Origin of the sequence: Actinophytocola glycyrrhizae, from assembly GCF_042653545.1 — a bacterium.
Taxonomy (GTDB): domain Bacteria; phylum Actinomycetota; class Actinomycetes; order Mycobacteriales; family Pseudonocardiaceae; genus Actinophytocola; species Actinophytocola glycyrrhizae.
Genome location: NZ_JBHSIS010000008.1, coordinates 193731 through 218038 on the forward strand (window position 1 = coordinate 193731; position 24308 = coordinate 218038).

18 protein-coding genes are annotated in these 24308 nt (G+C 71.1%); 13 read left to right on the forward strand and 5 right to left on the reverse strand.

Annotated features, from left to right (window positions below):
* Nucleotides 1-5: 5 nt before the first annotated feature.
* The 4 genes from malQ to treZ all read left to right on the forward strand — a co-directional run bounded on the left by malQ (nucleotide 6) and on the right by treZ (nucleotide 8208).
* On the forward strand, nucleotides 6-1808 hold the full coding sequence (malQ, locus tag ACFPCV_RS19470; protein WP_378057653.1) for a 4-alpha-glucanotransferase: 1803 nt from the start codon (nucleotides 6-8) through the stop codon (nucleotides 1806-1808).
* A gap of 81 nt (nucleotides 1809-1889) precedes the next feature.
* Nucleotides 1890-4031, forward strand: coding sequence for a glycogen debranching protein GlgX (gene glgX / locus ACFPCV_RS19475; RefSeq protein WP_378057654.1), 2142 nt, complete (start codon nucleotides 1890-1892; stop codon nucleotides 4029-4031).
* Entirely contained in the window at nucleotides 4028-6493 is a 2466-nt protein-coding gene (locus ACFPCV_RS19480) for an alpha-amylase family glycosyl hydrolase (protein WP_378057655.1), read from the forward strand. Before glgX ends, ACFPCV_RS19480 begins: the two co-directional genes overlap by 4 nt.
* Nucleotides 6490-8208 carry a malto-oligosyltrehalose trehalohydrolase gene (gene treZ / locus ACFPCV_RS19485; RefSeq protein WP_378057656.1) on the forward strand — a complete coding sequence of 573 codons (1719 nt, stop codon included), beginning with the start codon at nucleotides 6490-6492 and terminating at the stop codon, nucleotides 8206-8208. Before ACFPCV_RS19480 ends, treZ begins: the two co-directional genes overlap by 4 nt.
* A 72-nt stretch (nucleotides 8209-8280) precedes the next feature.
* Here treZ and ACFPCV_RS19490 read toward each other — a convergent pair whose 3' ends face one another.
* Nucleotides 8281-9567 carry an MFS transporter gene (locus tag ACFPCV_RS19490; RefSeq protein WP_378057657.1) on the reverse strand — a complete coding sequence of 429 codons (1287 nt, stop codon included), beginning with the start codon at nucleotides 9565-9567 and terminating at the stop codon, nucleotides 8281-8283.
* A gap of 424 nt (nucleotides 9568-9991) precedes the next feature.
* Here ACFPCV_RS19490 and ACFPCV_RS19495 point away from each other — a divergent pair, with 424 nt between their 5' ends.
* The 3 genes from ACFPCV_RS19495 to ACFPCV_RS19505 all read left to right on the forward strand — a co-directional run bounded on the left by ACFPCV_RS19495 (nucleotide 9992) and on the right by ACFPCV_RS19505 (nucleotide 11743).
* Nucleotides 9992-10621, forward strand: a complete 630-nt coding sequence (locus ACFPCV_RS19495) for a hypothetical protein (RefSeq protein WP_378057658.1) — start codon at nucleotides 9992-9994, stop codon at nucleotides 10619-10621.
* Between the two features lie 207 nt (nucleotides 10622-10828).
* On the forward strand, nucleotides 10829-10996 hold the full coding sequence (locus tag ACFPCV_RS19500; RefSeq protein WP_184811787.1) for a hypothetical protein: 168 nt from the start codon (nucleotides 10829-10831) through the stop codon (nucleotides 10994-10996).
* Nucleotides 10997-11353: 357 nt separating this feature from the next.
* The gene (locus ACFPCV_RS19505; protein ID WP_378057659.1) at nucleotides 11354-11743 is read left to right on the forward strand and encodes a DUF6401 family natural product biosynthesis protein; all 390 of its coding nucleotides are present in this window, start codon (nucleotides 11354-11356) and stop codon (nucleotides 11741-11743) included.
* Nucleotides 11744-11799: 56 nt separating this feature from the next.
* Here the strand turns inward: ACFPCV_RS19505 and ACFPCV_RS19510 are convergent, their stop codons facing one another.
* A complete protein-coding gene (locus tag ACFPCV_RS19510; protein WP_378057749.1) occupies nucleotides 11800-12720 on the reverse strand; it encodes a mechanosensitive ion channel family protein in 921 nt (306 codons plus the stop codon).
* Nucleotides 12721-13044: 324 nt separating this feature from the next.
* Here ACFPCV_RS19510 and ACFPCV_RS19515 point away from each other — a divergent pair, with 324 nt between their 5' ends.
* A complete protein-coding gene (locus ACFPCV_RS19515) occupies nucleotides 13045-13920 on the forward strand; it encodes a ParB/RepB/Spo0J family partition protein (protein WP_378057660.1) in 876 nt (291 codons plus the stop codon).
* A gap of 134 nt (nucleotides 13921-14054) precedes the next feature.
* On the opposite strand, the gene ACFPCV_RS19520 is transcribed toward ACFPCV_RS19515, so the two are convergent.
* Entirely contained in the window at nucleotides 14055-16097 is a 2043-nt protein-coding gene (locus ACFPCV_RS19520; RefSeq protein WP_378057661.1) for an MMPL family transporter, read from the reverse strand.
* Nucleotides 16098-16196: 99 nt separating this feature from the next.
* Here ACFPCV_RS19520 and ACFPCV_RS19525 point away from each other — a divergent pair, with 99 nt between their 5' ends.
* The 3 genes from ACFPCV_RS19525 to ACFPCV_RS19535 are packed head-to-tail and all read left to right on the forward strand — an operon-like array spanning nucleotide 16197 to nucleotide 18075.
* Complete coding sequence (locus tag ACFPCV_RS19525; protein ID WP_378057662.1) at nucleotides 16197-16661, forward strand: MarR family winged helix-turn-helix transcriptional regulator; 465 nt, start codon at nucleotides 16197-16199, stop codon at nucleotides 16659-16661.
* On the forward strand, nucleotides 16658-17074 hold the full coding sequence (locus tag ACFPCV_RS19530; RefSeq protein ID WP_378057663.1) for an organic hydroperoxide resistance protein: 417 nt from the start codon (nucleotides 16658-16660) through the stop codon (nucleotides 17072-17074). Before ACFPCV_RS19525 ends, ACFPCV_RS19530 begins: the two co-directional genes overlap by 4 nt.
* Nucleotides 17074-18075 (forward strand): NADP-dependent oxidoreductase, encoded by a 1002-nt coding sequence (locus tag ACFPCV_RS19535; RefSeq protein WP_378057664.1) that lies wholly within the window; start codon nucleotides 17074-17076, stop codon nucleotides 18073-18075. The genes ACFPCV_RS19530 and ACFPCV_RS19535 overlap by 1 nt, the downstream gene beginning before the upstream one ends.
* A gap of 48 nt (nucleotides 18076-18123) precedes the next feature.
* On the opposite strand, the gene ACFPCV_RS19540 is transcribed toward ACFPCV_RS19535, so the two are convergent.
* On the reverse strand, nucleotides 18124-18828 hold the full coding sequence (locus tag ACFPCV_RS19540) for an SDR family NAD(P)-dependent oxidoreductase (protein ID WP_378057665.1): 705 nt from the start codon (nucleotides 18826-18828) through the stop codon (nucleotides 18124-18126).
* Between the two features lie 69 nt (nucleotides 18829-18897).
* On the opposite strand from ACFPCV_RS19540, the gene ACFPCV_RS19545 reads away from it, so the two are divergent.
* A complete protein-coding gene (locus ACFPCV_RS19545) occupies nucleotides 18898-19758 on the forward strand; it encodes a LysR substrate-binding domain-containing protein (RefSeq protein ID WP_378057666.1) in 861 nt (286 codons plus the stop codon).
* Between the two features lie 6 nt (nucleotides 19759-19764).
* Here the strand turns inward: ACFPCV_RS19545 and ACFPCV_RS19550 are convergent, their stop codons facing one another.
* Nucleotides 19765-22401, reverse strand: coding sequence for an AfsR/SARP family transcriptional regulator (locus tag ACFPCV_RS19550; RefSeq protein WP_378057667.1), 2637 nt, complete (start codon nucleotides 22399-22401; stop codon nucleotides 19765-19767).
* 184 nt (nucleotides 22402-22585) lie between these two features.
* Between ACFPCV_RS19550 and ACFPCV_RS19555 the strand changes: the two genes are divergently transcribed.
* The gene (locus tag ACFPCV_RS19555; RefSeq protein WP_378057668.1) at nucleotides 22586-24139 is read left to right on the forward strand and encodes a TIGR02677 family protein; all 1554 of its coding nucleotides are present in this window, start codon (nucleotides 22586-22588) and stop codon (nucleotides 24137-24139) included.
* The last annotated feature ends 169 nt before the right edge of the window (nucleotides 24140-24308 follow it).

Below are 24308 nucleotides of genomic sequence, written 5' to 3' on the forward strand. Positions count from 1 at the left end.
ACCGGATGGATCAACAGCTGAGTGCGCTCGCCAGCGCGCACGGAGTTGCCACCTGGTACGAGAACGCCGACCGCCACCGCGTCGAGGTGGCGGACGACGTCGTGCGCGCCGTGCTCGCCGAGATGGGGGTGGTCGAGCACACGCCGCCACCACCCAAGGTGCGGGTGGTGCGCGAAGGCCCGGACACTCCCCCACTCGGGTATCACCGGCTCGATGACGGTCAGGAGCTGATCGTCACGCCACGTCGCCTGCCGCCGGTCGAGCCGGCGTGGGGCTGGATGCTGCAGCTCTACGCGCTCCACTCGCCCGGCTCGTGGGGCATCGGCGACTACGCCGACCTGCGCGACTTCGCGAGCAAGTCCGGCGCGGGCGTGGTCCTCGTCAACCCGGTCCAGGCCATCACCCCCGCCCTGCCGGTGCAGCGCTCCCCGTACTCGCCGTCGAGCCGCCGCTTCGCCAACCCCATCTACCTGCGCGTCACCGAGACCGACGAGTTCCACCGCGCCGACCCGGCCACGAAACAGGCCGTGGCCGCCCTCGCCCCACCCCACACGGACCTGATCGACTACGACGCGGTGTGGACCGCCAAGCAACGCGCACTCGAACTCCTGTGGCCGGGCACGGCCGACCCCATGCCGGACGACCTGCGTGACTTCGCCACCTTCTGCGCCCTCGCCGAACGCCACGGCCCCGACTGGCGCCGATGGCCCGCCGACCTGCGCAGGCCCGGCCACCCGGCGGTCGCGGCGGCGCGCGCGGAGCTGGCCGGCCGGGTCGCCTTCCACGCCTGGCTGCAGCGGCTGTGCGAACGCCAGCTCACCGCCGCCCGCACGGCCAGCACCGCGAAGATCGTCCACGACCTGCCGGTCGGCGTGGACCCGGCAGGCGCCGACGCGTGGGCGCTGCAGGACGTGCTGGCCTCCGACGTCACGGTCGGCGCGCCGCCCGACGCGTTCAGCCAGCAGGGCCAGGACTGGAACCTGCCGCCGTGGCGCCCCGACAAGCTCGCCGAGCAGGGCTACCGGCCCTTCCGCGACGTGATCCGCAGCGTGCTGCGGCACGCGGACGGCATCCGCGTCGACCACGTCGCCGGCCTGTTCCGCCTGTGGTGGATCCCGCCGGGCCGCCCGGCGAGCGAGGGCACGTACGTGTACTACGACGCCGACGCGATGCTCGGCATCCTCGCCCTCGAGGGGCACCTGGCCGGCGCGATGGTCGTCGGCGAGGACCTCGGCACCGTCCCCGACGAGGTCACCGAAGCCATGCACGACCGGGGTGTGCTCAGCTCGTCGGTGCTGTACTTCGAACGCGACCCGGACGTGGCCCCGGGGACGGCCGAGCCGTTGCTGCCGCCGAAACGGTGGCCCGTCGACGCGATGGCCAGCATCTCCACCCACGACCTGCCCACCACGGCGGGCTTCCTGCGCGCCGAGAACGCGCGGGTCCGCGCCGAGCTGGGCCTGCTCGACGACCCGGACGGCGAGCGCGCCCGCGCCGAGGCCGCGAAGCGGGAGATGCTGGCGGCACTGGACGCGCACGGCCTGCTGCCTGCCGACGCGTCGGAGCAGGAGCTGGTCGTCGCCCTCCACCGGCTGCTGGCGACCGCCGCGAGCCGCCTCCTGCTCACGTCCCCGCAGGACGCGCTCGGCGAACCACGTCAACCCAACCTGCCCGGTACGGTCGACGAGTACCCGAACTGGCGAATCCCCCTACCCGTTCCGATCGACGTCCTGCTGGCCGACCCGACCTTGCGCTCTTCGGTCGCTGCACTGCGTGACGCGCGCCCCGACGGGGTATCACCCGGCTGACAGTCCGTTGGCGGTAGCGCCCCGACCCCGGCGCTCTACGGTGGTAGGGCGCACAGAATCGATTCTTCATGAGGAGCACGCGTGCAGCCCTGGCCAGGTTCCCCCTACCCGCTCGGTGCCACCTACGACGGTGCGGGCACCAACTTCGCGCTGTTCTCGGAGGTCGCGGAGCGGGTCGAGCTGTGCCTGTTCGATGAGAGCGGCAACGAGACCCGCGTCCGCCTTCCGGAGGTCGACGGGTTCGTCCACCACGGCTACCTGCTGAACGTCAACCCTGGTCAGCGGTACGGCTACCGGGTCCACGGTCCGTACGACCCGGCGCGGGGCCTGCGGTGCAACCCGAGCAAGCTGCTGCTCGACCCGTACGCGAAGGCCGTCACCAGCGCGGTCGACTGGGACCAGGCGGTGTTCGGCTACGACTTCGGTGCGCCGGAGAGCCGCAACGACGAGGACTCGGCGGGGCACACGATGCTCGGCGTGGTGGTCAACCCGTTCTTCGACTGGGCCAACGACCGGCTGCCGAACATCCCCTACAACGAGACCGTCATCTACGAGGCGCACGTCCGCGGCCTGACGATGCGCCACCCGGAGATCCCCGAGGAGCTGCGCGGCACCTACGCCGGGCTCGCGCACCCGGTGATGATCGACTACCTGAACACGCTCGGGGTCACGGCGATCGAGCTGATGCCGGTGCACCAGTTCCTCCACGACCACGGCCTGACCGAGAAGGGCCTGCGCAACTACTGGGGCTACAACACGATCGCGTACTTCGCGCCGCACGACGAGTACGCGACGCACTCCGAGGCCGGCAACCAGGTCCAGGAGTTCAAGGCCATGGTGCGGGCCCTGCACGAGGCAGGCATCGAGGTGATCCTCGACGTGGTCTACAACCACACCGCCGAGGGCAACCAGCTCGGCCCGACGCTGTCCATGCGCGGCATCGACAACGAGGCGTACTACCGGCTCGTCGAGGACGACAAGCGGTACTACATGGACTACACGGGCACCGGGAACTCGCTGAACGTGCGCAACCCGCACACGCTGCAGCTGATCATGGACTCGCTGCGGTACTGGGTGAACGACATGCACGTGGACGGCTTCCGCTTCGACCTCGCCGCGACGCTGGCCCGCGAGTTCTACGACGTGGACCGGCTGTCCACGTTCTTCGACCTGGTGCAGCAGGACCCGGTGATCAGCCAGGTGAAGCTGATCGCCGAGCCGTGGGACGTCGGCCCCGGCGGCTACCAGGTCGGCAACTTCCCGCCGCTGTGGACGGAGTGGAACGGCCAGTTCCGGGACACGGTGCGGGATTTCTGGCGCGGCGAAGCGGCGACGCTCGGCGAGTTCGCGTCCCGCATCACCGGTTCCTCCGACCTGTACCAGAACGACGGCCGCCGCCCGTACGCGTCGATCAACTTCGTGACCGCGCACGACGGCTTCACGCTCAACGACCTGGTGTCCTACAACGACAAGCACAACGAGGCCAACGGCGAGGACAACCGCGACGGCGCAGGCGACAACCGGTCGTGGAACCACGGCCACGAGGGCCCGACGGACGACGACAAGGTCAACGAGCTGCGTGCGCGGCAGCGGAGGAACCTGATCGCGACGCTGTTGCTGTCGCAGGGCGTGCCGATGCTGCTGCACGGTGACGAGATCGGCCGCACGCAGGACGGCAACAACAACGCCTACTGCCAGGACAACGAGCTGTCCTGGGTGGACTGGTCGCTGCTGGAACGCAACGGCGACCTGGTCGACTTCACCGCGGCGGTCGTGGACCTGCGGCACAGCCACCCGGTCTTCCGCCGCCGCAGGTTCTTCGCGGGCAGGCCGATCCGCAAGGGCGAGGAGCTGCGGGACATCGCGTGGTTCACCCCGTCGGGCGAGGAGATGTCCGAGCAGGACTGGGAGTCGGGCTTCGGCCGCTCGATCGTGGTGTTCCTGAACGGCGACGGCATCCCCGACCTGGACCGCAGAGGCGGCCGGGTGACCGACGACTCGTTCCTGCTGTGCTTCAACGCCCACGACGAGGAGATCGATACCACGCTGCCGGGCGGCAGCTACGGCACGACGTGGGCGGTCGTCGTGGACACGTTCACCGGTGAGGTGCTCGAACCGAACGGCGGCAACCTGTCCGACGTCAGGGAGGTCGAGGCGGGCACGGTGCTGCCGGTGCCTGCCCGGTCCCTGATCGTGCTGCAACGCACGGGGACGAACGAATGATCACGTCGACCTACCGCCTGCAGATCAGCCCGGCGTTCCCGTTGGACGCCGCCGTGGCCGTCGTGGACTACCTGGCCCGCCTCGGTGTGGGTGCGGTGTACACGTCGCCGTTGCTGACCGCCGCCCCCGGTTCGGCCCACGGCTACGACGTGGTCGACCCGACCCGGACGTCGCGGGAGCTGGGCGGCGAGGAGGCCCGCCTGCGCCTGACGTCGGCGGCGAAGGCGGCCGGCCTGTCCGTGGTGGTCGACATCGTGCCGAACCACATGTCGGTGGCGGTCCCGTCGACGAACCCGTGGTGGTGGGACGTCCTGCGCAACGGCCCGGCTTCCGAGTACGCGACGTACTTCGACGTCGACTGGTCCCGCGGCCCGATCCTGCTGCCGGTGCTGGGTTCGGACTCCCTCGACGACCTGGCCGTCCACGACGACCGCCTCGTGTACTTCGAACACGAGTTCCCGCTGGCGCCGGACACGGCGGGGGGCAGCCCGCAGGAGGTGCACGAACGACAGCACTACCGGCTGGTGAACTGGCGCCGGGGCAACGCGGAGCTCACGTACCGCAGGTTCTTCGACATCACCACGCTGGCCGGGGTGCGGGTGGAGGACCCTGCGGTGTTCGAGGCCACCCACGGCGAGGTACTGCGCTGGGTGCAGGCCGGGGAGGTGGCGGGCCTGCGGGTGGACCACCCGGACGGCCTCGCCGACCCGGGCGGCTACCTGCGCAGGCTGCGCGCGGAGGCGCCGGACGCGTGGCTGGTGGTGGAGAAGATCCTGGCGGTGGACGAAACCCTGCCCGCGTCCTGGCCGGTGGACGGCACAACGGGCTACGACGCACTGCGCGAGATCTGCGGCCTGTTCGTGGACCCGGCGGGCGAGGCCCCACTGACCACGCTGGCGGCGGACCTCGGCCACCGGCCCCCGGACAACGGCCCGGTCGCCACCGAAACCGCCGCACACGAGGCCAACCTCGCGGCGGACCGTGGCCTCCGGCCCCCCGAGATCCAGCGTACCGGCGACCACCGACAAAACCCGCCCGTGGCAACCGAGGCTGTGGACAACCCCCCGGAACCGTCATCCCCTTCCGGTAGCGTGGAAACCGGGGGCCGGAGGCCGACCCTCCACGAGGTCGAGACCGAATGCCGCCGTCTCATCACGCGCACGTCCCTCGTCGCCGAGATGCGCCGCATCGCCGCGCTCGCGAACGTCGCGCCCGAGGCCGTCGCGGAGATCATGGTCGCCTTCCCCGTCTACCGGTCCTACCTCCCCGAGGGCCTCGACCACTGGACCGCGGCCGTCGCCGCCGCCCGGCGCGCCAACCCGCACCTCGTCGCCGACATCGACACCGTCGACGACGCCGTCCGCAAGGACCCGCGCGGTGAGCTGGCCACCCGTGTCCAGCAGACCTCCGGCATGGTCGTCGCCAAGGGGGTCGAGGACACCGCCTTCTACCGGTGGACCCGCTTCACCGCGCTCAACGAGGTCGGCGGCGCACCCGACCGCTTCGGCGTCACCCCGGCCGAGTTCCACACCCGCGCGACCGCACGCGCCGCCGGCTGGCCGGGCACCATGACCGCACTGTCCACTCACGACACCAAACGTGCCGAGGACGTCCGGGCACGGCTCGCGGTGCTTTCCGAGCTTCCCGGCGAGTGGGCGGAAACGGTCAAGCGCTGGTCGGCCGAACACGGCATCGACGAACCTGCGCTGAACAACCTGGCGTGGCAGTCGCTCGTCGGTGCCTGGCCGATCACCGCCGACCGGCTTCGCGCCTACCTCGACAAGGCCGCCAAGGAAGCCAAGGTCCGCACCTCCTGGGTCGACCACGACGAGGCCTTCGAGAAGAAGGTGAACGAGTGGCCCGGCAAGGTCATCGCCGAACTCGGCGCGGAGATCGGGGCGTTCGTCGAGCGCATCGCCGGTCCCGGCTGGTCCAACGCGCTCGGGCAGAAGATCGTCCAGCTCGCCGGGCCGGGCGTCCCGGACGTCTACCAGGGCACCGACCTCTTCGACCTGTCCCTTGTGGACCCCGACAACCGCCGCCCGGTCGACTTCGCGCAGCGGCAGGAGTTCCTGAGCCGTCTCGAGGACGGCTGGCTCCCCGACGTCGACGCCACCGGCGCCGCAAAGCTGCACGTCGTCCGCCAGGTGCTGCACCTGCGCCGCGACCGCCCGGACCTGTTCACCGGCTACCGCCCGCTCACCACGCAGGGCCCGGCCGCCGAGCACGCGTTCGCGTTCAGCCGCGCGCCGGAGCTGGTCGTCGTCGCCACCCGGCTGCCGGTCAAGCTGGCCGGGAGCGGGTGGGCCGACACCGTTCTCCCGCTCCCCGGCGGCCCCGGCAACTGGCACGACCTGCTCACCGGCAAACCGGTCGACACCGGCCAGGAGCCGCGCCGCGCCGTACTCGGCGACCTGCTGTCCCACTACCCCGTCGCCCTGCTGCTGCGAGGAAACAGGTGAACCCCGAGCACTTCTCCGTGTGGGCCCCGGAACGCGACCGCGTCCGCCTCGCCATCGGCCCCGCCGTCCACGACATGACCCGCGACGACCAGGGCTGGTGGCACGCCGAGGTCCCCGGCACCGGCGAGGGCACCGACTACGCGTTCCTCCTCGACGACGACGAGAGGGCGCTCCCCGACCCGCGTTCCGCCTGGCAGCCCGCGGGCGTGCACGGCCCGTCGCGCCGGTACTCGCACGACGCGTTCGGCTGGACGGACGAACGCTGGACCGGCCGCCCGCTCGCGGGCAGCGTCATCTACGAGCTGCACGTGGGCACGTTCACCGAGCAGGGCACGTTCAACGCCGCGCTCGAACACCTCGACCACCTGGTCGAACTGGGCGTCGACTTCGTGGAAGTGTTGCCGGTCAACGCTTTCGACGGCACCGCTGGCTGGGGCTACGACGGGGTGGCGTGGGGCGCGGTGCACGAACCGTACGGCGGCCCGGACGCGTTCAAGCGGTTCGTCGACGCCTGCCACAACCGAGGCTTGGGCGTGCTGCTCGACGTCGTGTACAACCACCTCGGGCCCTCCGGCGCCTACCTCGACCGCTTCGGCCCGTACTTCGCGGGCCGCACCATCTGGGGCCCGGCGCTCAACCTCGACGGAGCGCTCTCCGACGAGGTCCGCCGGTACGTCATCGACAACGCGCTGAGCTGGCTGCGCGACTACCACCTCGACGGGTTGCGCCTCGACGCCGTGCACGCGCTGGTGGACAAGGGCGCCACGCACCTCCTCGAGGAGCTCGCCGCCGAGGTGGACGCGCTGGCCGCCGCCGTTCGGCGACCGCTCTCCCTGATCGCCGAGTCGGACCTCAACGACGCCAGGCTCGTGACCTCCCGCGACGCGGGTGGCCACGGGCTGGCCGCCCAGTGGTGCGACGACATCCACCACGCACTGCACGTGGCGCTCACCGGCGAGGTCGACGGCTACTACGCCGACTTCGGCGCCCCTGGCGCGCTGGAGAAGACGCTGACGCACGCGTTCTTCCACACCGGCACGTGGTCGTCGTTCCGGCAGCGCACGCACGGCCGCCCGTTCGACCAGAGCCGCGTCTCCGGGCACCGTTTCCTCGCCTACCTGCAGAACCACGACCAGATCGGCAACCGCGCACAGGGTGACCGCCTCACCGCGACCATCACCCCGGCCCGTCAGCTGTGCGGCGCCGCGATCGTGCTGACGTCGCCGTACACGCCGATGCTGTTCATGGGCGAGGAGTGGGCGGCCGGCTCGCCGTGGCAGTTCTTCGCGTCGTTCGAGGACGAGGAACTGGCCACAGCCGTCCGCGACGGGCGGCGCAAGGAGTTCGCCGAGCACGGCTGGGGCGAGTCGGAGGTCCCGGACCCGATGGACGTGGCCACCGTCGTCCGCTCGACGCTGCACTGGGGCGAGCTGACCGACCCGGCGCACCGGTCCGTGTACGACACCTACCGCGCGCTCATCGCGTTGCGCCGCACGCATCCCGAGCTGTCGGACCCGCGCCTCGACCGGTACCACGTGGAGATCGTGGACGGTGCGCTCGTGCTGCACCGCGGCTCGCTGCGGGTGCTCGTCAACCTGGGCACGGCGACCGCACGGATCACAGTGGACAGTCGCGAGGTCCTTCTGGGACGACCGGAGGTCCGGGACGGGTGCGTTGCCCTCGCCCCGGACACGTTCGCCGTCGTCCGCGTGTGACCGCGCACCCAGGACACGACGAAGGCGCCCGCGGCCGCGGGCGCCTTCGTCGTGGCGGTGCCGTGTTCCCGATCAGGTCGGGGACTTGACCTTCACCGGTTCCATCTGGGGTTTGGTGTCGATGCCGGGGATGCCGTCACCCCGGATGGAGCACGCCCGCGTCTCCGGCACGAACCACAGCGCGATCGCGCCGACCACGCACGCCGCCATCAGGTAGTAGGCGGGCATCAGCTTGTCGCCCGTGGAGTTGATCAGTGCCTGGTTCACCGCGGGCGCGGTGCCACCGAACAGCGAGGTGGACACATTGTAGGCGATGGCGAAACCCGCGTACCGCACCTTCGTCGGGAACATGGCCGGGAACATCGCCGAGATCGTGGAGAGCTGCGGCACGTAGAGCAGCCCGAGGATCGCGAACGCGATGATGGCTCCCGTGAACCCGGTGCCCATCAGTTTGAACAGTGGTATCGACAGCACGAACAACCCGATGATGCTGACCCACCACATGGGCTTGCGTCCGACCCGGTCCGACAACGCACCGGAGAACGGCACCACGATCATCATCGCGGTCTGCCCGATGATGATCAGGATCAGCGACGCCCGCGACGTGAGACCGATCTCCCCTTCGAGGTAGGTGGGCATGTAGGCGAGCAGCGTGTAGTTGGCGATGTTCAACGTGACCACGAGCCCCATCAGCAGGAGCAGTGGCTTCCAGTACTTGAACAGGTCACGCAGGTGGTTCTTGGCCTCGTGGTCGATCTTGCCCTCGGCCTCGGCCTCCCGGAACACGGGCGTGTCCTCGAGCCTGCTGCGCAGGTAGAGCCCGACGAGCCCCATCGGCGCGGCGACGAGGAACGGCAGCCGCCAGCCCCAGTCGGCCATGTTCTCGGGCCCGACGACGAGTTCGGTGACGAGCACCAGGACCGCACCGAGCGTGAACCCGGCGAGCGTCCCGAACTCGAGGAACGACCCGAACCGCCCACGCTTCCGGTCGGGCGCGTACTCGGCCATGAAGGTGGCGGCGCCGCCGTACTCCCCGCCGGTGGAGAAGCCCTGGATCATCCGGAGCAGGATGAGCCCGATCGGCGCGAGAATGCCGATGGTGACGTACCCGGGCAGAATGCCGACACCGAAGGTGGCGGCGGCCATCAGGAGGATCGTGGTGGCAAGCACCTGCCGCCGGCCGAGCCGGTCACCGAGCGGCCCCCAGACCATGCCGCCGAGCGGCCGGATGAGGAACGACACGGCGAAGACGAGGAGACTGCCCAGAGTGGAGGCTGTCTCGTTCTCGCTGGGGAAGAACGCGTCGCCGATGTAGACGGCGGTGTACGCGTAGACCCCGTAGTCGAACCATTCGGTCATATTGCCGATAGCGGACGCGGAAATCGCGCGCCGCAATGTCTTGGCATCGGGTTCCGCCACCCGACCAGCAGAACCCTCCGCACGAGCAGACGTCATGTTGTCCCCTCCGACCTGGGCAAACACCTGTCCCCACCAAGCACAGGCGTAGCTGACCGAACGGGTCTACCCACAACTGAGGAGTTGAAACCCTCCGAAGTGGATCCCCTACCCGTTGCGACTATCCCGGCCACCATGATCAACGCGGCCTCCGGCCCCGGAATCGGGCCTAACGGTGACCACCGACAACTCCGGTCCTCGGACCAGCGCCGATGGACACTCGGACGAAGATCCCCTAAGGGTGCGGGCAAGGGCCTTCCCCTGATGCGGTGGCCCCCGGCCGGTGCCACGGTTCCCCCACAGTCGAAATCCAAGGGGAGAACCACCAATGGTCCGCACCGCCTTCTTCGCCGCTCCGCTGTTCCTCCTGCTGGGCGTGCTTGGCATGAAGCTCGGCTGGAAACCCAACCCCGACCTGGACTGGACCGTGGCACTCCCCCTGTGGACCGCCGCCCACCTCGCCTACATCATCGGCAACCTCGCCATGCTCGTCGTCCTCGCGACGTTGTGGACGTGGACCAAGGACGCGGCACGGCACACCGCGGAGCGGGCCGCCGTCGCCGTGGTCGCACTGGCGGGGCTCGTCGGGACCGTGGCGATGACCGGTCAGATGGTGATCGACCTGATTGTCGGGTTCCGGGCGGGCGCACGCAGTGAGATGTCGGCCATCTCCCGCTCCATCCAGGAGCTGCCCGGCGTCGAGACGTTCTTCTACGGTGCCGTTCCCGCGCTCGGGCTGGCGGGGGTATCGGTGCTGGCACTGATCGCCGCGGCGCGGCGGCAAATGCCGGTGTGGCCCGCGGCGACCTTCCTCGTGGCCAGTCTCGCGATCGGGTCCGGGATCACCGCGCTCATGGTCATCGGCGGCGTGACCTCGTGCGTTGCGCTCCCGGCGATGGTGCGACGGGTGCCGCTCACGTCGCTATCAGCTGCCGGTCGAGCCGTGGTCGCATCCTGATCCAGTTACCCTGGTGAATTGTGTCGGCTATTGCCGGTGCCTTTTTGACGCATTTGACAATTGCCCCGCGCACTTGCATCGGCACTCGCGAACACGGAATGTCACAATGTTATCCTGATGCCCGCCGTACGGGTGACATCACTCGCGACGGCGATCCGAATGTCGCATCATGAGACACACATTCCGCCGATTCTTCAGGAGAACGCGATGTCCGAACCCTCGCACCGCGCGATATCGGGCTACGTGAACGACGACTGCATCTGGACCTACTCCGTGTACGACGGGAACCGCCGGGAGTGGCGCGATGTCAGCGTGAACCGGCACGAGGCCGAGCAGTACGCCGCCCACCTTCCCGAACCGCGCCGTGGCGACTAATCCATAGTCGACGTGGCACAGGACAGGCGATTCACGTCAACGTGATGTGCGTCTCGTTCCAACGTATGGGAAAACGCTGATGGCCGGCTCGGCAATTCACCGTTTTCCCATTTGTTCACCGCAACCGGAATACGAAGATCCGCTCGGGATACTTCGACAGTCCGTCGCCGTCGGCATCGCCGACGGCGACGATGCGGTTCAGGTACCCAAGCCACGATAGTCACCGCAGCGTGAGTACTCCCTCACAGAGAGAACGATACGCTGTGTCCGAGTGTGGTACGGACCACTTCGACAATCGCAATGGCTACTCCGCGTGATACACACGCGGATGGTTTTCGATTGTTAGTGGGTGATCACGTGGGGCTCCGGCGTCTGGAACGGTCCGCGCGACGTGCGCTGGACCGCCTGAACGAGCAACTGGGCACGGCTGGGCTGGTGGCGGTGGCGACCGTGCCCGGGCTGGCGGCGGTGGTCGACCAGCACGCGGCGGCGGTCCGCGACATCCTGACGACGGGCGTGGAGTCCGGCGCCGCGGTGGCCGGGACGGTGCTGCTGGCGGGCTACGCGCAGGGCATCCAGGACCATCTGCGGGAACGCGGCATGGCACTCCCCATCCTGGGCGACGCCACCGAGTGGAGCACGGCGAGCTGGTTCCACGTGCGACTGCTGGCCGTCTGCTCACTGGCGCGAAACATGCTGCCCGGCCACCCGGTGGCGAGGACCGACGACCTGCCGTCCCTGGCCTGACCTTGGTGCCCTGAAAGGCCAGTCCAACCTGGGCACCCGGCCGCCGTCGCTGTCGGTTACTGCTGCGGTCGTCCCGGCGGGTAGTTGCCCTGCTGGGGGTAGCCGGGGTTCTGCGGGTACTGCTCGTAGCCCTGCGGCATGCGCTGGTGCTGTTGCGTGCCCTGGGCGCCGGTCGGCATCTGGCTGGGCGCCGAGTGGGCGCCGCCCGCAGGCGCCATGTGTTCCGCGCGGGTCGGGGCGCCCGTGCGGCTCGCGTCCTCCTGGCCACGCTGGTACGCCTCGGCAGCCGCCTTGGCCTGGGGGATCTCGCTCTCCGCGCGGTGCAGCCAGTCTTCCCAGCGCTGCTGCATGGGCCGGACCAGCCCGCCGCCGACGCCGATGATCGCGATACCGCCGATGGTGGCCAGCACCGTGATCAGCACCGGGGTCGTCACCGCGGTCGCGACGCCGATCTGGTTCAGCGCGGCGATGATGCCAAGACCCCAGATGAACACCGACGCGAGCGTGCCGAGCAGCGAACCGTACGACAGGCCGCCGAGCGCGTTCGTGATCACGTCCTTGACCGCACGGGCCACCGCGCCCGCCACGACGATGATGACGATCGCCACGACCGCCCTCGGGAGGAACGCGACGATGCCGGTCAGCATGGTGCTCACCGGGTTCGAGCCGAACACGCCGAACGCCATCTGCAGCGCGATCAGCAGCACGGCGTAGTACACGAGCTTCGCGATGATGTCCGAGGCGTCGTACTTGCTCTTCGACATCATGCGGTTGATGCCGCCGCGCTCCACCACGCGGTCGAACCCGACCCGTTCGAGGACCTTGTCGACGACCTTGCTGAGCGCCTTCGCGATCAGCCAGCCGATGAACAGGATCAGCAAGAACCCGAGCAACTTGGGCACGAACGTCGCAATCGCGCTCCACGCGTTCGAGATCCCTTGACCGAAATCGACGGCCGCGAGATTGGAACTCTGCAACGCCACCGCCCCCTTCCAGGCGAGACGGGCACGCCCCTCGTGGACGCGCATTGGAGAAAGCCTGTACCCGGAAGGTGACTTGACACACTTCGGAGCTCGTGATCTCACCTGGTCGGGTGAGGTGGGAAATGCCGAATCGGCGGTGATTCCGGCTTGTTCTCGCAGGTCAGATCACAAAGTCACGTCCGGCGAGCAACGATGGGAACTCTTCCCGCCCGTTCCGTGAATCCATCACTGGCACAGGAGACCCGCACCTGGAAACGTCGTACGGTACGGGTGTTGTCAGATCGCGGCCTCGACGGCCGCCGTACCCAGGGGGTCGACATGCCATTCGACGTCGACGGTCCTGTCACCACAGTCGCCGTGTCGGACGTGCGCGGAGGTCACTCGCCGAGGCAGGGCGGGGAGAGCCTCGAACACGTCCAGACACTCGCCGACACGATCGGCGAACTGCCGCCCATCATCGTCCGGCGCGATGACATGCGGGTCGTGGACGGCATGCACCGGCTGCGCGCGGCCCGGCTGCGCGGTGACGAGCGGATCGCGGCCCGGTACTTCGAGGGCGGTGACGAAGAGGCGTTCGTGCTCGCCGTCCGCACGAACGTGACACACGGACTGCCACTGTCACTGACCGATCGCAAGGCGGCAGCGGCACGCATCATCGCGTCCCACACGCACTGGTCGGACCGCATGATCGCCACGGTCGCCGGGTTGTCGGCGGCGACGGTCGCCAGGATCCGCAGGTCGCGGCCGGAGTCGGCGCCGGAGGTGCGGCTGGGGAACGACGGCAAGCTGCGGCCCGTCAACGGCCTGGAGCGGCGGCGGGTGGCGCGGGCGATCCTGATGACCGAGCCCGACCTGTCGTTGCGGGAGGTGGCGCGGCGGGCGGGCATCTCCCCGGAGACCGCGCGGTCGGTGCGCAGGAAGCTCGCGGAGGCGGGTCCCGCACCGAGCCCGGACCCTGCGGCGCTGGTGATGCGGCTGCGCTCCGATCCGACGCTCCGGTTCTCGGAGACGGGTCGTGCCCTGCTGCGCCTGCTGGAGGCGCGGTCGGTGTCGCCGGAGAAATGGGCGGCGATCGCGGCGAACGTGCCACCGCACTGGCGCGACACCGTGGCCAGGATGGCCATCGAATGCTCGGACGCGTGGCGCGGCTTCGCGGAAACGCTCCTCGCCCCCGGAAACACCAAAGCGGGCTGAATCCCGCCCGACACGAAAACGCACCCACCACGGATCCCGAACGGGGAACTCACCGGTCCCGAACGGAGAACTCGCGGGTTCTGAACGCGGGACTCGCGGGTTCTGGATGGGGGACTCGCGGGGGGTGGTGGTTGTCAGGGGGGTGGGGGTTGGTGGCGGCTCAGTTTTGCCGGCCACCAGATTCGTTTGCCTATGTCGATGGTCAGGGCCGGTACCAGCAGGGAACGGACGACGATCGTGTCCAGCAGTACGCCGAACGCGACGATGAACGCGATCTGGGCCAGGAACAGCACCGGGATCACCGACAGCGCCGCGAACGTCGCCGCGAGCACCACCCCGGCCGACGTGATCACGCCGCCGGTCACCGCGAGGCCGCGCAGCGTGCCCTTGCGGGTGCCGGAGGTGAGCGCCTCCTCGCGCACCCGGGTCATCAGGAAGATGTTGTAGTCGATCCCCAGCGCCACCAGGAAGATGAACCCGAACAGCGGGATCGCCGGGTCCGCGCCGGGGAAGCCGAACACGTTGTTGAAGACCAGCGCCGACACGCCCATGGTCGCCCCGAACGACAGCACCACCGTCGCGATCAGCAGCAGTGGCGCCGCGAGCGCCCGCAGCAGCAACGCCAGCACCAGGAAGATCACCACGAGCACGATCGGGATGATCAGGTTGCGGTCGTGGCGGGACGCGGTCTGCACGTCCAGCTGGATCGCGGTCTGCCCGCCGACGCGTGCCTCGGCGCCCGGCACGGCGTGCACCGCGTCGCGCACGCGTGCCACGGTCGACAGCGCGGCCTCGGAGTCGGCGGCGTCCTCCAGGGTCGCCTGCAGCAGCGTCAGGCCGTTCTTCTCCCCCGCGGGCCGCACCTGCGCGACCCCGTCGACGTCGGCGGCCCGCGCGACCCGCTCCGCCTGCGGCGACCTGGCGATGATCACCGTCGGCGAGCCGGAGCCGCCGGGGAAGTGCGCGGACAGCACGTCCTGGCCCCGGCCGGAGTCCACCTCGGTCAGGAAGATGTCGGACTGGGCGGTGCCGTTCGCCTTGAGCTGCGGCACGAACGCGACACCCGCGAGCAGCACGAGCGCGGTCACGATCCAGATCAGCCTCGGCCGCGCGCCGACGTGCCGCGCGATCCAGCCCCACATGCCGCGGTGCTCCGGCTTCTCCGAGCCGTGTTTGGGGAGGAACGGCCAGAACGCGGCCCTGCCGACGAGCGCGAGCGCGGCGGGCAGGAACGTGAGCGACGCGAGCAGCGCCGCGCCGATGCCGATCGCGGCGACCGGTCCGAGGCCCTGGTTGGAACGCAGGTCGCTGAACAGCAGGCACAGCAGGCCGAGCACGACCGTGCCCGCGGACGCGGCGATCGGCTCGACCGTCGCACGCCACGCCCTGCGGACCGCGGTGAACCGGTCGTCGACGTCCCGCAGCTCCTCGCGGAACCGGGACACCAGCAGCAGCGCGTAGTCCGTGGCCGCGCCGAAGACGAGGATGAACAGGATGCCCTGGCTCTGACCGTTGAGCGTCAGCACGTCGTGGTCGGCCAGCTGGTACACGACGAACGCGGCGACCCCGAGCGCGAACACCGCCGACAGCACGACGATCAGCGGCAGCAGCGGACTGCGGTACACCACGATGAGGATCAGCACCACGACCAGGCCCGCGACCAGGAGCAGCAGCCCGTCGATGCCGCCGAACGCGACGACCAGGTCGGCGATCTGCCCGGCGGGGCCGGTGACCAGCACGGTCAGCCCGTCCGGCGCGCCCTTCGCGACCTCGGCGCGGACCTCGGCAACGACCTTGTCCGGCTCGCCGCCGTCCGCGGCGATCGGCACCACGAACTGCGCCGCCGCCCCGTCCTCGGACCGCTGCGGCGGCGTCGGCGACCCGGCGACGCCGTCGATCCGCGCGACGGCAGCGCCCCGCTCGGCGAGGAAGCGCAGGTCGTCCTCGGTGATGCCGGCCGCGCGCTCCGCGACGACCACGGCGGGCAGCACCTGCTCGTCGCTGAACTGGCGCTGCAGGCGCTCCACCTCGGTCGCTTCCGCGGACTCCGGCAGGAACGAGGCGTTGTCGTTCGTCGCAACGTCGGAGAGCTTGCCCGCGAACGGTCCGCCGATCCCGCCGATGGCGAGCCAGAGCACGACGAGCAGTGCGGGTAACCCCCACCGGAATCGACGCATGCGGGCAGCCTAGATGGCTTGTTGGCAGCATGCTCATTAGTTGAGTGACTCCGGGCACATCAAGTTGTGCACAACTCAATTGTGCGTAACGTAAGGGTCGTGACGGCCGACGACCTGAAGCTCGAGAAGCAGGTGTGCTTCGCGCTGTACGCGGCGTCCAGGGCGGTCACCGGCCTCTACCGGCCCGCGCTCGACGCGCTCGGCCTCACCTATCCGCAGTACCTCGTGCTGCTCGTGCTCTGGGAACGTGGCCCCGTGCTGGTCAAGGAACTCGGCCAGGCACTGGACCTCGACTCGGGCACCCTGTCGCCGCTGCTGAAACGCCTTGAGGCCGCCGGTCTCGTGCGCCGTGCGCGGTGCGCGGAGGACGAGCGGGCGGTCCGGATTCACCTGACCGACGACGGCGCCGCGCTGCGGGACCGCGCGACCAGCGTGCCGCGCAAGCTCTCCGGCGCGACCGGCATGGCACGCGAGGACCTCGAGGCACTGCGGCAGAACCTCGTACGACTGACCGAAGAGATCACCGCACAGCAGGACCGGACGAGAAGGGGATCAGCACCGTGAACACCCTCTACACGACCAACGCCACGTCCACCGGGGCGGGCCGCAACGGCCACGTCGCGTCCTCGGACGGCGTGCTCGCGCACGACCTGTCCATCCCGAAGGAGATGGGTGGGCCCGGCGGCGCGGGCACCAACCCCGAGCAGCTGTTCGCCGCGGGCTACGCGGCGTGTTTCCACAGCGCGCTGCAGGGCGTCGCGCGGCGGGAGAAGGTGTCGGTGCGGGACTCGTCGGTGACCGCGGAGGTCGGCATCGGCAAGGAAGGCGAGGTGTACGGGCTGTCCGTCGACCTGCTCGTGTCGCTGCCGGGCCTCGACGAGGAGACGAGCAGGAAGCTGGTCGACGCCGCGCACCAGCTGTGCCCGTACTCGAACGCGACCCGCGGCAACATCGACGTGCAGCTGCGGGTGGCCTGATGTCGGTCACCGCACGGGAGATCCGCCTCGCGTCCCGCCCGGACGGCTGGCCCACCGAAGAGAACTTCGCGTTCGCGGACGTCGAGCTGCCATCGCCGTCGGCGGGAGAACTGCTGGTGCGCAACACGTTCATGTCCGTCGACCCGTACATGCGCGGCCGGATGAACGACGTGAAGTCCTACACGCCGCCCTACGAGCTGGGCAAGGCGCTGGAGGGTGGCGCCGTAGGCACGGTCGTCGAGTCCGGTGTGGATGGCGTGGCGCCCGGCGCGCTGGTACTGCACAACGCCGGCTGGCGGTCACACGCGCTGGTGTCGCAGTACACGCCGCTGACGCCGGTCGAGGGTGTCTCGCCGTCGCACTTCCTCGGCGCGCTGGGGATGCCCGCGCTGACCGCGTACGTCGGGCTGCTCGACATCGCGTCGTTCGAGCCGGGCGAGACGGTGTTCGTGTCCGGCGCCGCGGGCGCGGTCGGCAGCCTGGCCGGCCAGTTCGCGCGGCTGAAGGGCGCGGGCCGGGTGGTCGGCAGCGCGGGGTCGGCCGGGAAGGTCGCGCACCTGACCGGCAAGCTGGGCTTCGACGCGGCGTTCAACTACCGCGACGGTGCCGTCGCGGACCTGCTGGCGCGGGCCGCGCCCGCGGGCATCGACGTGTACTTCGACAACGTCGGCGGCGACCACCTCGAGGCGGCGATCGGCGCGCTGAACAACGACGGCCGCGTCGCCGTCTGCGGGTCGATCTCCATGTACAACGAGAAGCAGCCGCCGCCGGGGCCGCGCAACCTGCACCTGCTGGTCGGCAAACGGTTGCGGCTGCGGGGTTTCCTCGTACTCGACCACTACGACCGGTTCGGCGCCATGGCCGCCGAGGTCGGGCAGTGGCTGGCAGGCGGGAAACTGGTGGCGGAGGAGACCTTCGTGGACGGTCTCGACAACGCGCCCGCCGCGTTCCTCGGCATGCTGCGCGGCGAGAACACCGGCAAGATGGTCGTCCGCCTGTAACCCCTCGACGGTGCCCTTCGGGAGGTCCCGAAGGGCACCGTCGTGGCATCACCACGGCACGCGGCCGCCGACCGAGCTGACGTCCTCGCCGTGGAAACCGCCCGTGCCGCCGTCGCCGAGCGCGAGGCGGACCGGCACCTCGGCGCCCTGCGCCACCGTGCCGACGCCCTCCCCCGGGGGGAAACCGTTGAGATCGGTGGCGATCAGGCCGGGATTCACGGCGTTGACCCTGATCGGCGCCAACGCCCGCGCGTACACCAGCGTCAGCGCGTTCAGCGCGGCCTTCGACGAGCTGTACGCGAGCAGCTGCGGCTCCGCGATCGGGCTGTCGAAGTCGCTGAGCAGCGTCAGCGAGCCGAGCGGGCTCGACAGGTTCACGATCCGCCCCGCCTGCGCGCGGCGCAGCAGCGGCACGCACGCCCTCGTCACCGTCACGACGCCGAACACGTTGACCTCGAACGCCTCCCGCATCAGGGCCGCGCTCAGGTCGGCGGCCTCGACGCCCCAGTCGACGGCCACCCCCGCGTTGTTCACGAGCACGTCGAGCGAGGAGAGGCCGGCCACCGCCTCGGCGACGGACTCCTCGTCGGTCACGTCGAGCCGAACGAACCGCGCGCCGACCGCTTCCGCGGCCTCCTTGCCGCGCACCTCGTCCCGTGCACCGAGATACACGGTCATCCCCTCGGCGACGAGCCGCCGCGCGATCTCCCTGCCGATCCCCTTGTTCGCTCCGGTAACCAGTGCTGTTTCCATGCCACCAGCCCACCAGCGCGGCCGCGCGGTGAGAAGGACCGCTTCGGTCTGGCGTTATACCTTGGGGGTATGAACGACCTCGAGATCCGGGAGCTGCGGTACTTCCGCGCGGTCGCGGAGGAGCTCAACTTCTCCCGCGCCGCGCAGCGGCTCGGCATCGCGCAACCACCGCTGTCGCGGGCCATCGGCGCGCTGGAACGCAAGCTGGCGGTGCGGTTGTTCACCCGTGACACCCGCCGGGTGGCGCTGACCGAGGCTGGCGAGACGCTGCTGGCCGAGGCGGTGCCGATCCTCGACGCGGTGACCGCGGCCGCGCTGCGTACCCGCCGCGCGAACGGGCCGGTCGTGGTGACGGCGAAACCGGGGGTCGCGTCCGTGCTGCTGAAGGAGGTCGTGGCGGACTGCCCCGGCCCGGTGGAGGTGCTGGTGAGCGGGTACGGCGAGCAGGCGGCGCTGGTGCGGACCGGTCGCGCCGACGCGGCGCTGATGGGTTCCCCGCACGTCTGGCCGGATCTGGAGGCCGAGCCGCTCGTGACCGAACCGAGGGTGGCGGCGCTGCCTGCCGGGCACCCGCTCGCGGCGGCCAGGTCGCTCGTGGTGGCCGACCTCGCCGGGCACCCGATGCCGCGCTGGTCCCGTGAGCTGCCCGCCGAACGCGAGTACTGGACCGGTCAGTCCTCGCCGGTGTCCGGGCCGGAGGTGGCGGACAGCTCGCAGCTGCTGGAGGTCGTCGCGCTGGGGCAGGCGGTGGCGCTGGTGCCCACGTCGCTCGCCGACAGCTACCGGCGCGCGGACCTGGTCTACCGGCCGGTCACGGACGCGAGCCCGTACACCCTGTCGGTGGTCTGGGCCGCGGGCAGGCGGGACAGGGAGCTCGCGGCGTTCGTGCGCACCGCGGTCGAGGTGGCGGCGCGGCGGCAGGCGGCCTGACCCGGTTCAGCCTGCCGACAGCAGCAGTTCGCGGACCTCGTCCGCCGACTCGGTGTCGCCCACCTCGTGGAACAACGCGTGTGCCTGGCGCAGGCGGTCGCCCGGCTCGTGGCCCAGCACGGCGAGGCGGGTCAGCAGCTTCGCCGCGAGCCAGCGGTCGCCCGCCGCGAAGCTCGCCGTGACGCCCTTGTCGTACCACTCGCGCGCGTCGGCGGGCCTGCCCGCGTCCCAGTACAGGTCGGCGAGGTGGGCGTAGGTGTAGCGCAGGCCGTCGACCTCGCCCACCTCGGTCTGCAAGGCCAGTGCCAGCAACAGGTTCGTCTCCGCGGCCGCGTACTCGCCGCGCTGCCGGTACACGTCGCCGAGGTTGTTGAGGCTGTAGCCGACACCGCGCTGGTCGCCGACCGAGCGGAACAGGTCGAGCGCCTTGTGGTGGGCGGCGGCGGCCTCGTCGAAACGCCCGAGCCGGTCGTACACCACCCCGAGGTTGTTGAGGTTCCACGCGGAGCAGTGCGGCGCGTCCACCCGCGCGTACAGCTCCTCGGCGCCGACGTGGCAGGCGACCGCCTCGTCGTCGTGCGCGAGGTCGTCGTGGACGACGCCGAGACCGTTGAGCACGAGGGCCTCCCCCAGCTCACTGCCCACCCGCCGGGCCGCCGCGAGCGCGGCCTCGTGCGTGGTGAGCCAGTCGCCCCAGTGCTTGCCGATGTTGAAGTACGTCAGCAGCATGGCGGCGAGCCGCCACGCGAGGTCGTCGTCCCGCCCGGAGGTCACCAGCGCCACCAGCACCGGCCGTTCCGCGTCGAACCACGCGAGCGCGGCCGCCGCGTCGGGGAACGAGCTCCCGCCCTCCGGCACCCCGGTCATCGGGATCTCCGGTGACTGCGGGATGAGCGCGAACCGCGCGGCGGCCGCGGACCGCACGTACCACGCGAACAACCGCCGCACCGCGCCGGCGTCCGGCTCCTGCTGCTCGGCCGCGTACGCGCGCAGCAGGTCGTGCATGCCGAACCGGCCGCCCGCCGACTCCTCGACGAGGTGCGCCCGCGCGAGCGACGCCAGCGCGCGCCGGGTGGTCCTGCCGTCGAAGCCCGCGAGCGCGCCGAGCGCGTCCGGTGGCGCGTCCCACGGGTGGCGGCCCATGAGGCGGAACAGGCGGGCGGCGTCGTCGTCGAGGTGGCGGTGGGACCACGAGAACACGGCGCGGATGTCGGTGCCGGGGTCGCCGGTCGCGTCGAGCACGTCCAGGTCGAGGTCGGCGACCACGTCGGTGACCCGCAGCCCGGCGCGGATGCCGACGGCCTCCGCCGCGATCCGCAACGCGAGCGGCAGCCGCGCGCACCGGTCGACCAGCTCGCCGACCGCGGTGTGCTCGGCGTCCGCGCGGGCGCCGACCAGGCGGCGCACCAGGTCCGACGCCTCGGCGGGCGGCAGCCGGTCCAGGTCCACCCGAGCCGCGCCGTCGCGGGCGACGAGCCCGGCGAGCGAGTCGCGGCTGGTGACCACCACGAAGCAGTCCGGCCCGGCGGGCAGCAGCGGCCGCACCTGCGCCACCGAGTGCGCGTTGTCCAGCAGGACCAGGACCTTCCTGTCGTGCACGAGCGACCGGAACCGCGCGGCCAGCTCGACCGGGTCGGTCGGCGCGGCGGCCCCGGGCACCCCGAGCGCCCGGAGGAACCCGGCCAGCACGTCCGCTGGCACGAGCGGACGGCCCGGCCCGAACCCGTGCAGGTCCACGTACAGCTGGCCGTCCGGGAAGGACTCCCTGTTGCGGTGTGCCCAGCGCACGGCGAGCGCGGTCTTGCCGACCCCGGCGGTGCCCGCGACGACCAGCGGCCCCGCCCGGCGCGCCCACGCCGCGGCCATGGCCGCCATCGCGTCGTCCCTGCCGACGAACGCGGGCACGTCCTTGGGCAGCTGCGCGGGCCCCGCCCACCCGGTGACCGGATCGCCGGCCAGGACACGTGCCTCGAGCGCACGCAGCTCGAACCCCGGCTCGACGCCCAGCTCGACCACCAGCGCGTCGCGTGCGCAGCGGTAGGCGCGCAGCGCGTCGGCCCGCCTGCCCGCCTCGTACAGGGCGGTGACGTGCAGCAGGTGCGCCCGCTCCCGCAACGGGTGGGCGCGGACCAGCTCGGCGAGGTCGGTCACGACCGAGGTGGCCCGGCCGGCGGCCAGCTCGGCGGCGTAGCGGTCCTCCTCCGCTGCGAGCCGCCGCTCGGTGAGCCTGGCGGCCTCGTCGGTGAGCAGCGGCACGTCCAGCCCCTGGTACGGCTCGCCCTGCCACAGCCGCAGCGCCTCCCGCAGCGACTCCGGCCGCCCGTCGTGGACCAGCAGCTCGAACCGGGTCGCGTCCAGCTCGTCGGCGTCGGCCCGCAGCCGGTAGGCGTCGCGGTGGAAGGTGAGCCGGTCCGGGTCGTCGAGCACGCGGCGCAGGCGGTGCACGTGGAGCTGCAGCCGCTGCGCGCTGCGCGGGTCCGGCGCACCCCACATGGCCTCGATCAGGACGTCCACCGGGACGGCGCCGTTCACGCGGGCGAGGAGCACCCCCAGCAGGATCGACTGCATGCGCCCCGCGGCGGGCGCGAGCCGCGTCCCCCTGCGCAGCCGCACCGGTCCCAGCACCCCGAACATGATTGCCATCGGCGAACAAGAGCATGCCACCGCGCCGCAGATACGAGCGGTACCGGGCGAACCGGGAGGAAAGCGACGCCGGACCGCTCCGCGTGCCCGGAACGTCCGAGGCGTCTTTCCTGCCTCGATGTCCCCCGGCCGGGTGGGGCACGTCGCCCGGCGTCGTCGGTCGGCGCGGGTAGGGTGACCGACCATGGCATCGGACCCTCCCGCCGACCTGGCGGCGGACGAGGCGCGCCGGCTCAAGCTGTACGCCTACCTGGACGCGCGCGAGCACCGGCGCACCTACCTGTGGATCATGCGGCTGTTCGCGTCGACGCTGCTCGCGGACCTGTCCGCGGGTGAGGTGTCGGCCGCGCTGAGCGCCGCGGAACGGCGTGGTGACATCGCGCCCGGCGAGTCCCGCGTGGAGAACGTGATCACCCGGCTCAAGCAGCTCGTCGAGTGGGGCAACCTGGTCGCGGGCCGCCGCGAGGTGGTCGCCTCCTCGATCGCCGAGTTCCAGCACGGCAGCGTCCGCTACCAGGTCAGCAAGCTCGGCGTGCGTGTCCAGCGGGACGTCGACGAGCTGCTGCGCACCACCGAGGGCGCACGCGAGGTCTCCCGCGAGCTGCTGCCCGCCATCGCCGCCGGCCTCGACGAGCTGCTCGTCCGGCTGTCCCGCGCCAGCCACGAGCACGCCCGCGCACCCGGCTCCGACACCGCGCAGCGGGCCGTCGAACGGATGGCGGAGCAGGTCACCACGCTCTTCCTGCAGCACGGAGAGCTGGCGGCGACGGTCCGCGACTTCTACGCCTACCTCGGTCAGGTCGTCACCCGCTACCACCTGGCCTCCGACGAGATCTCCGGGTTCCGCAACCTGCTGGTCGAGTACATCCAGATGGTCGTCGAGGACGTGCTGCGGTACACGCCCGCGATCGCCGAGATCCTCACCCGCGACGAGTTCGCCGACGCCACCCGCCACCTGCTGCGCCTGCTCACCCCGTCCGGTTCGCTGGGCCGCGACGTGGAACGGGCCCGGGGTCGCGCGGCCGCCGACTGGCGGGAGCTGACCGACTGGTTCGTCGACCGGCCGGGCCGCCCTTCGCAGGTCACGGCGCTGCGGGAGGCCACGGCCCGCGCCATCGGCACGCTGCTGGCCACCGTCAAGCGCGCCACGTCCGGCGGCGGTCCCGAGCCGGGCCGCCGCGCCGAGCTGCTGACGCTCGCGAAGTGGTTCGACGAGTCGACCCCCGACCAGGCGCACACGCTCGCGGCCGCCGCGTTCGGGCTGCACTCGGCCCGCCACGTCTCCCCCGCGCCGGAGCACGACGGCGACGACGAGCAGACCCCGTGGGCCGACGGTCCGGTCGTCGACGTGCTGGTCACCGTCCGCGGCCGGGGTGAGCGCACCCGCGGCCGCACGTCCCGCATCCTCGACAACCCGCTGGGCCGCGAGCAGCTGCTCGCCGAGGCCCGCAACGCCGACGCCCGGCACACGGCCGCGGTCGCCGAGCTGGCTTCGGCCGGCGGGCGGCTGGACCACGTGACCCTGTCCGCCGACGCGCTCGGCACGCTGTGCGGCCTGCTCACCGACGCCATGGCGCAACGCGAACGCACCACCGACCCCGGCGAGGCCGTCGACCCGGTCGGCGGGCTGACGCTGCGCCTGCGCCCCGAGTCGGGCGGCACGGCCGTCATCCACACCGCGGGTGGCGTGCTCGAACTGCAGGACACCGCCGTCGAGTTCAGTACCGGCACGAAATGAACACCGTGAGCGGGAGCGAAGGAGCGTGCGCCGTCTGGACCGAGGAGCGCGCGCAGGCGCGAGGAACGAGCGCCGAGCACGTGACGAGGGAAGACGGCGTGCTAGCGGATGAGCGAAGCGAACCATGAACACCGTGAGCGGGAGTGAAGGAGCGTGCGCCGTCTGGACC

What these genes read in the sequence shown, in the direction of transcription:
- ACFPCV_RS19555 (WP_378057668.1), top strand. Translation starts at nt 22,586, where the DNA reads ATGGCATCGGACCCTCCCGCCGACCTGGCGGCGGACGAGGCGCGCCGG.
- ACFPCV_RS19480 (WP_378057655.1), top strand. Translation starts at nt 4,028, where the DNA reads ATGATCACGTCGACCTACCGCCTGCAGATCAGCCCGGCGTTCCCGTTG.
- ACFPCV_RS19540 (WP_378057665.1), bottom strand. Translation starts at nt 18,828, where the DNA reads ATGGAAACAGCACTGGTTACCGGAGCGAACAAGGGGATCGGCAGGGAG.
- malQ (WP_378057653.1), top strand. Translation starts at nt 6, where the DNA reads ATGGATCAACAGCTGAGTGCGCTCGCCAGCGCGCACGGAGTTGCCACC.
- ACFPCV_RS19500 (WP_184811787.1), top strand. Translation starts at nt 10,829, where the DNA reads ATGTCCGAACCCTCGCACCGCGCGATATCGGGCTACGTGAACGACGAC.
- ACFPCV_RS19495 (WP_378057658.1), top strand. Translation starts at nt 9,992, where the DNA reads ATGGTCCGCACCGCCTTCTTCGCCGCTCCGCTGTTCCTCCTGCTGGGC.
- ACFPCV_RS19520 (WP_378057661.1), bottom strand. Translation starts at nt 16,097, where the DNA reads ATGCGTCGATTCCGGTGGGGGTTACCCGCACTGCTCGTCGTGCTCTGG.
- ACFPCV_RS19545 (WP_378057666.1), top strand. Translation starts at nt 18,898, where the DNA reads ATGAACGACCTCGAGATCCGGGAGCTGCGGTACTTCCGCGCGGTCGCG.
- ACFPCV_RS19535 (WP_378057664.1), top strand. Translation starts at nt 17,074, where the DNA reads ATGTCGGTCACCGCACGGGAGATCCGCCTCGCGTCCCGCCCGGACGGC.
- ACFPCV_RS19515 (WP_378057660.1), top strand. Translation starts at nt 13,045, where the DNA reads ATGCCATTCGACGTCGACGGTCCTGTCACCACAGTCGCCGTGTCGGAC.
- ACFPCV_RS19550 (WP_378057667.1), bottom strand. Translation starts at nt 22,401, where the DNA reads ATGGCAATCATGTTCGGGGTGCTGGGACCGGTGCGGCTGCGCAGGGGG.
- ACFPCV_RS19490 (WP_378057657.1), bottom strand. Translation starts at nt 9,567, where the DNA reads ATGACCGAATGGTTCGACTACGGGGTCTACGCGTACACCGCCGTCTAC.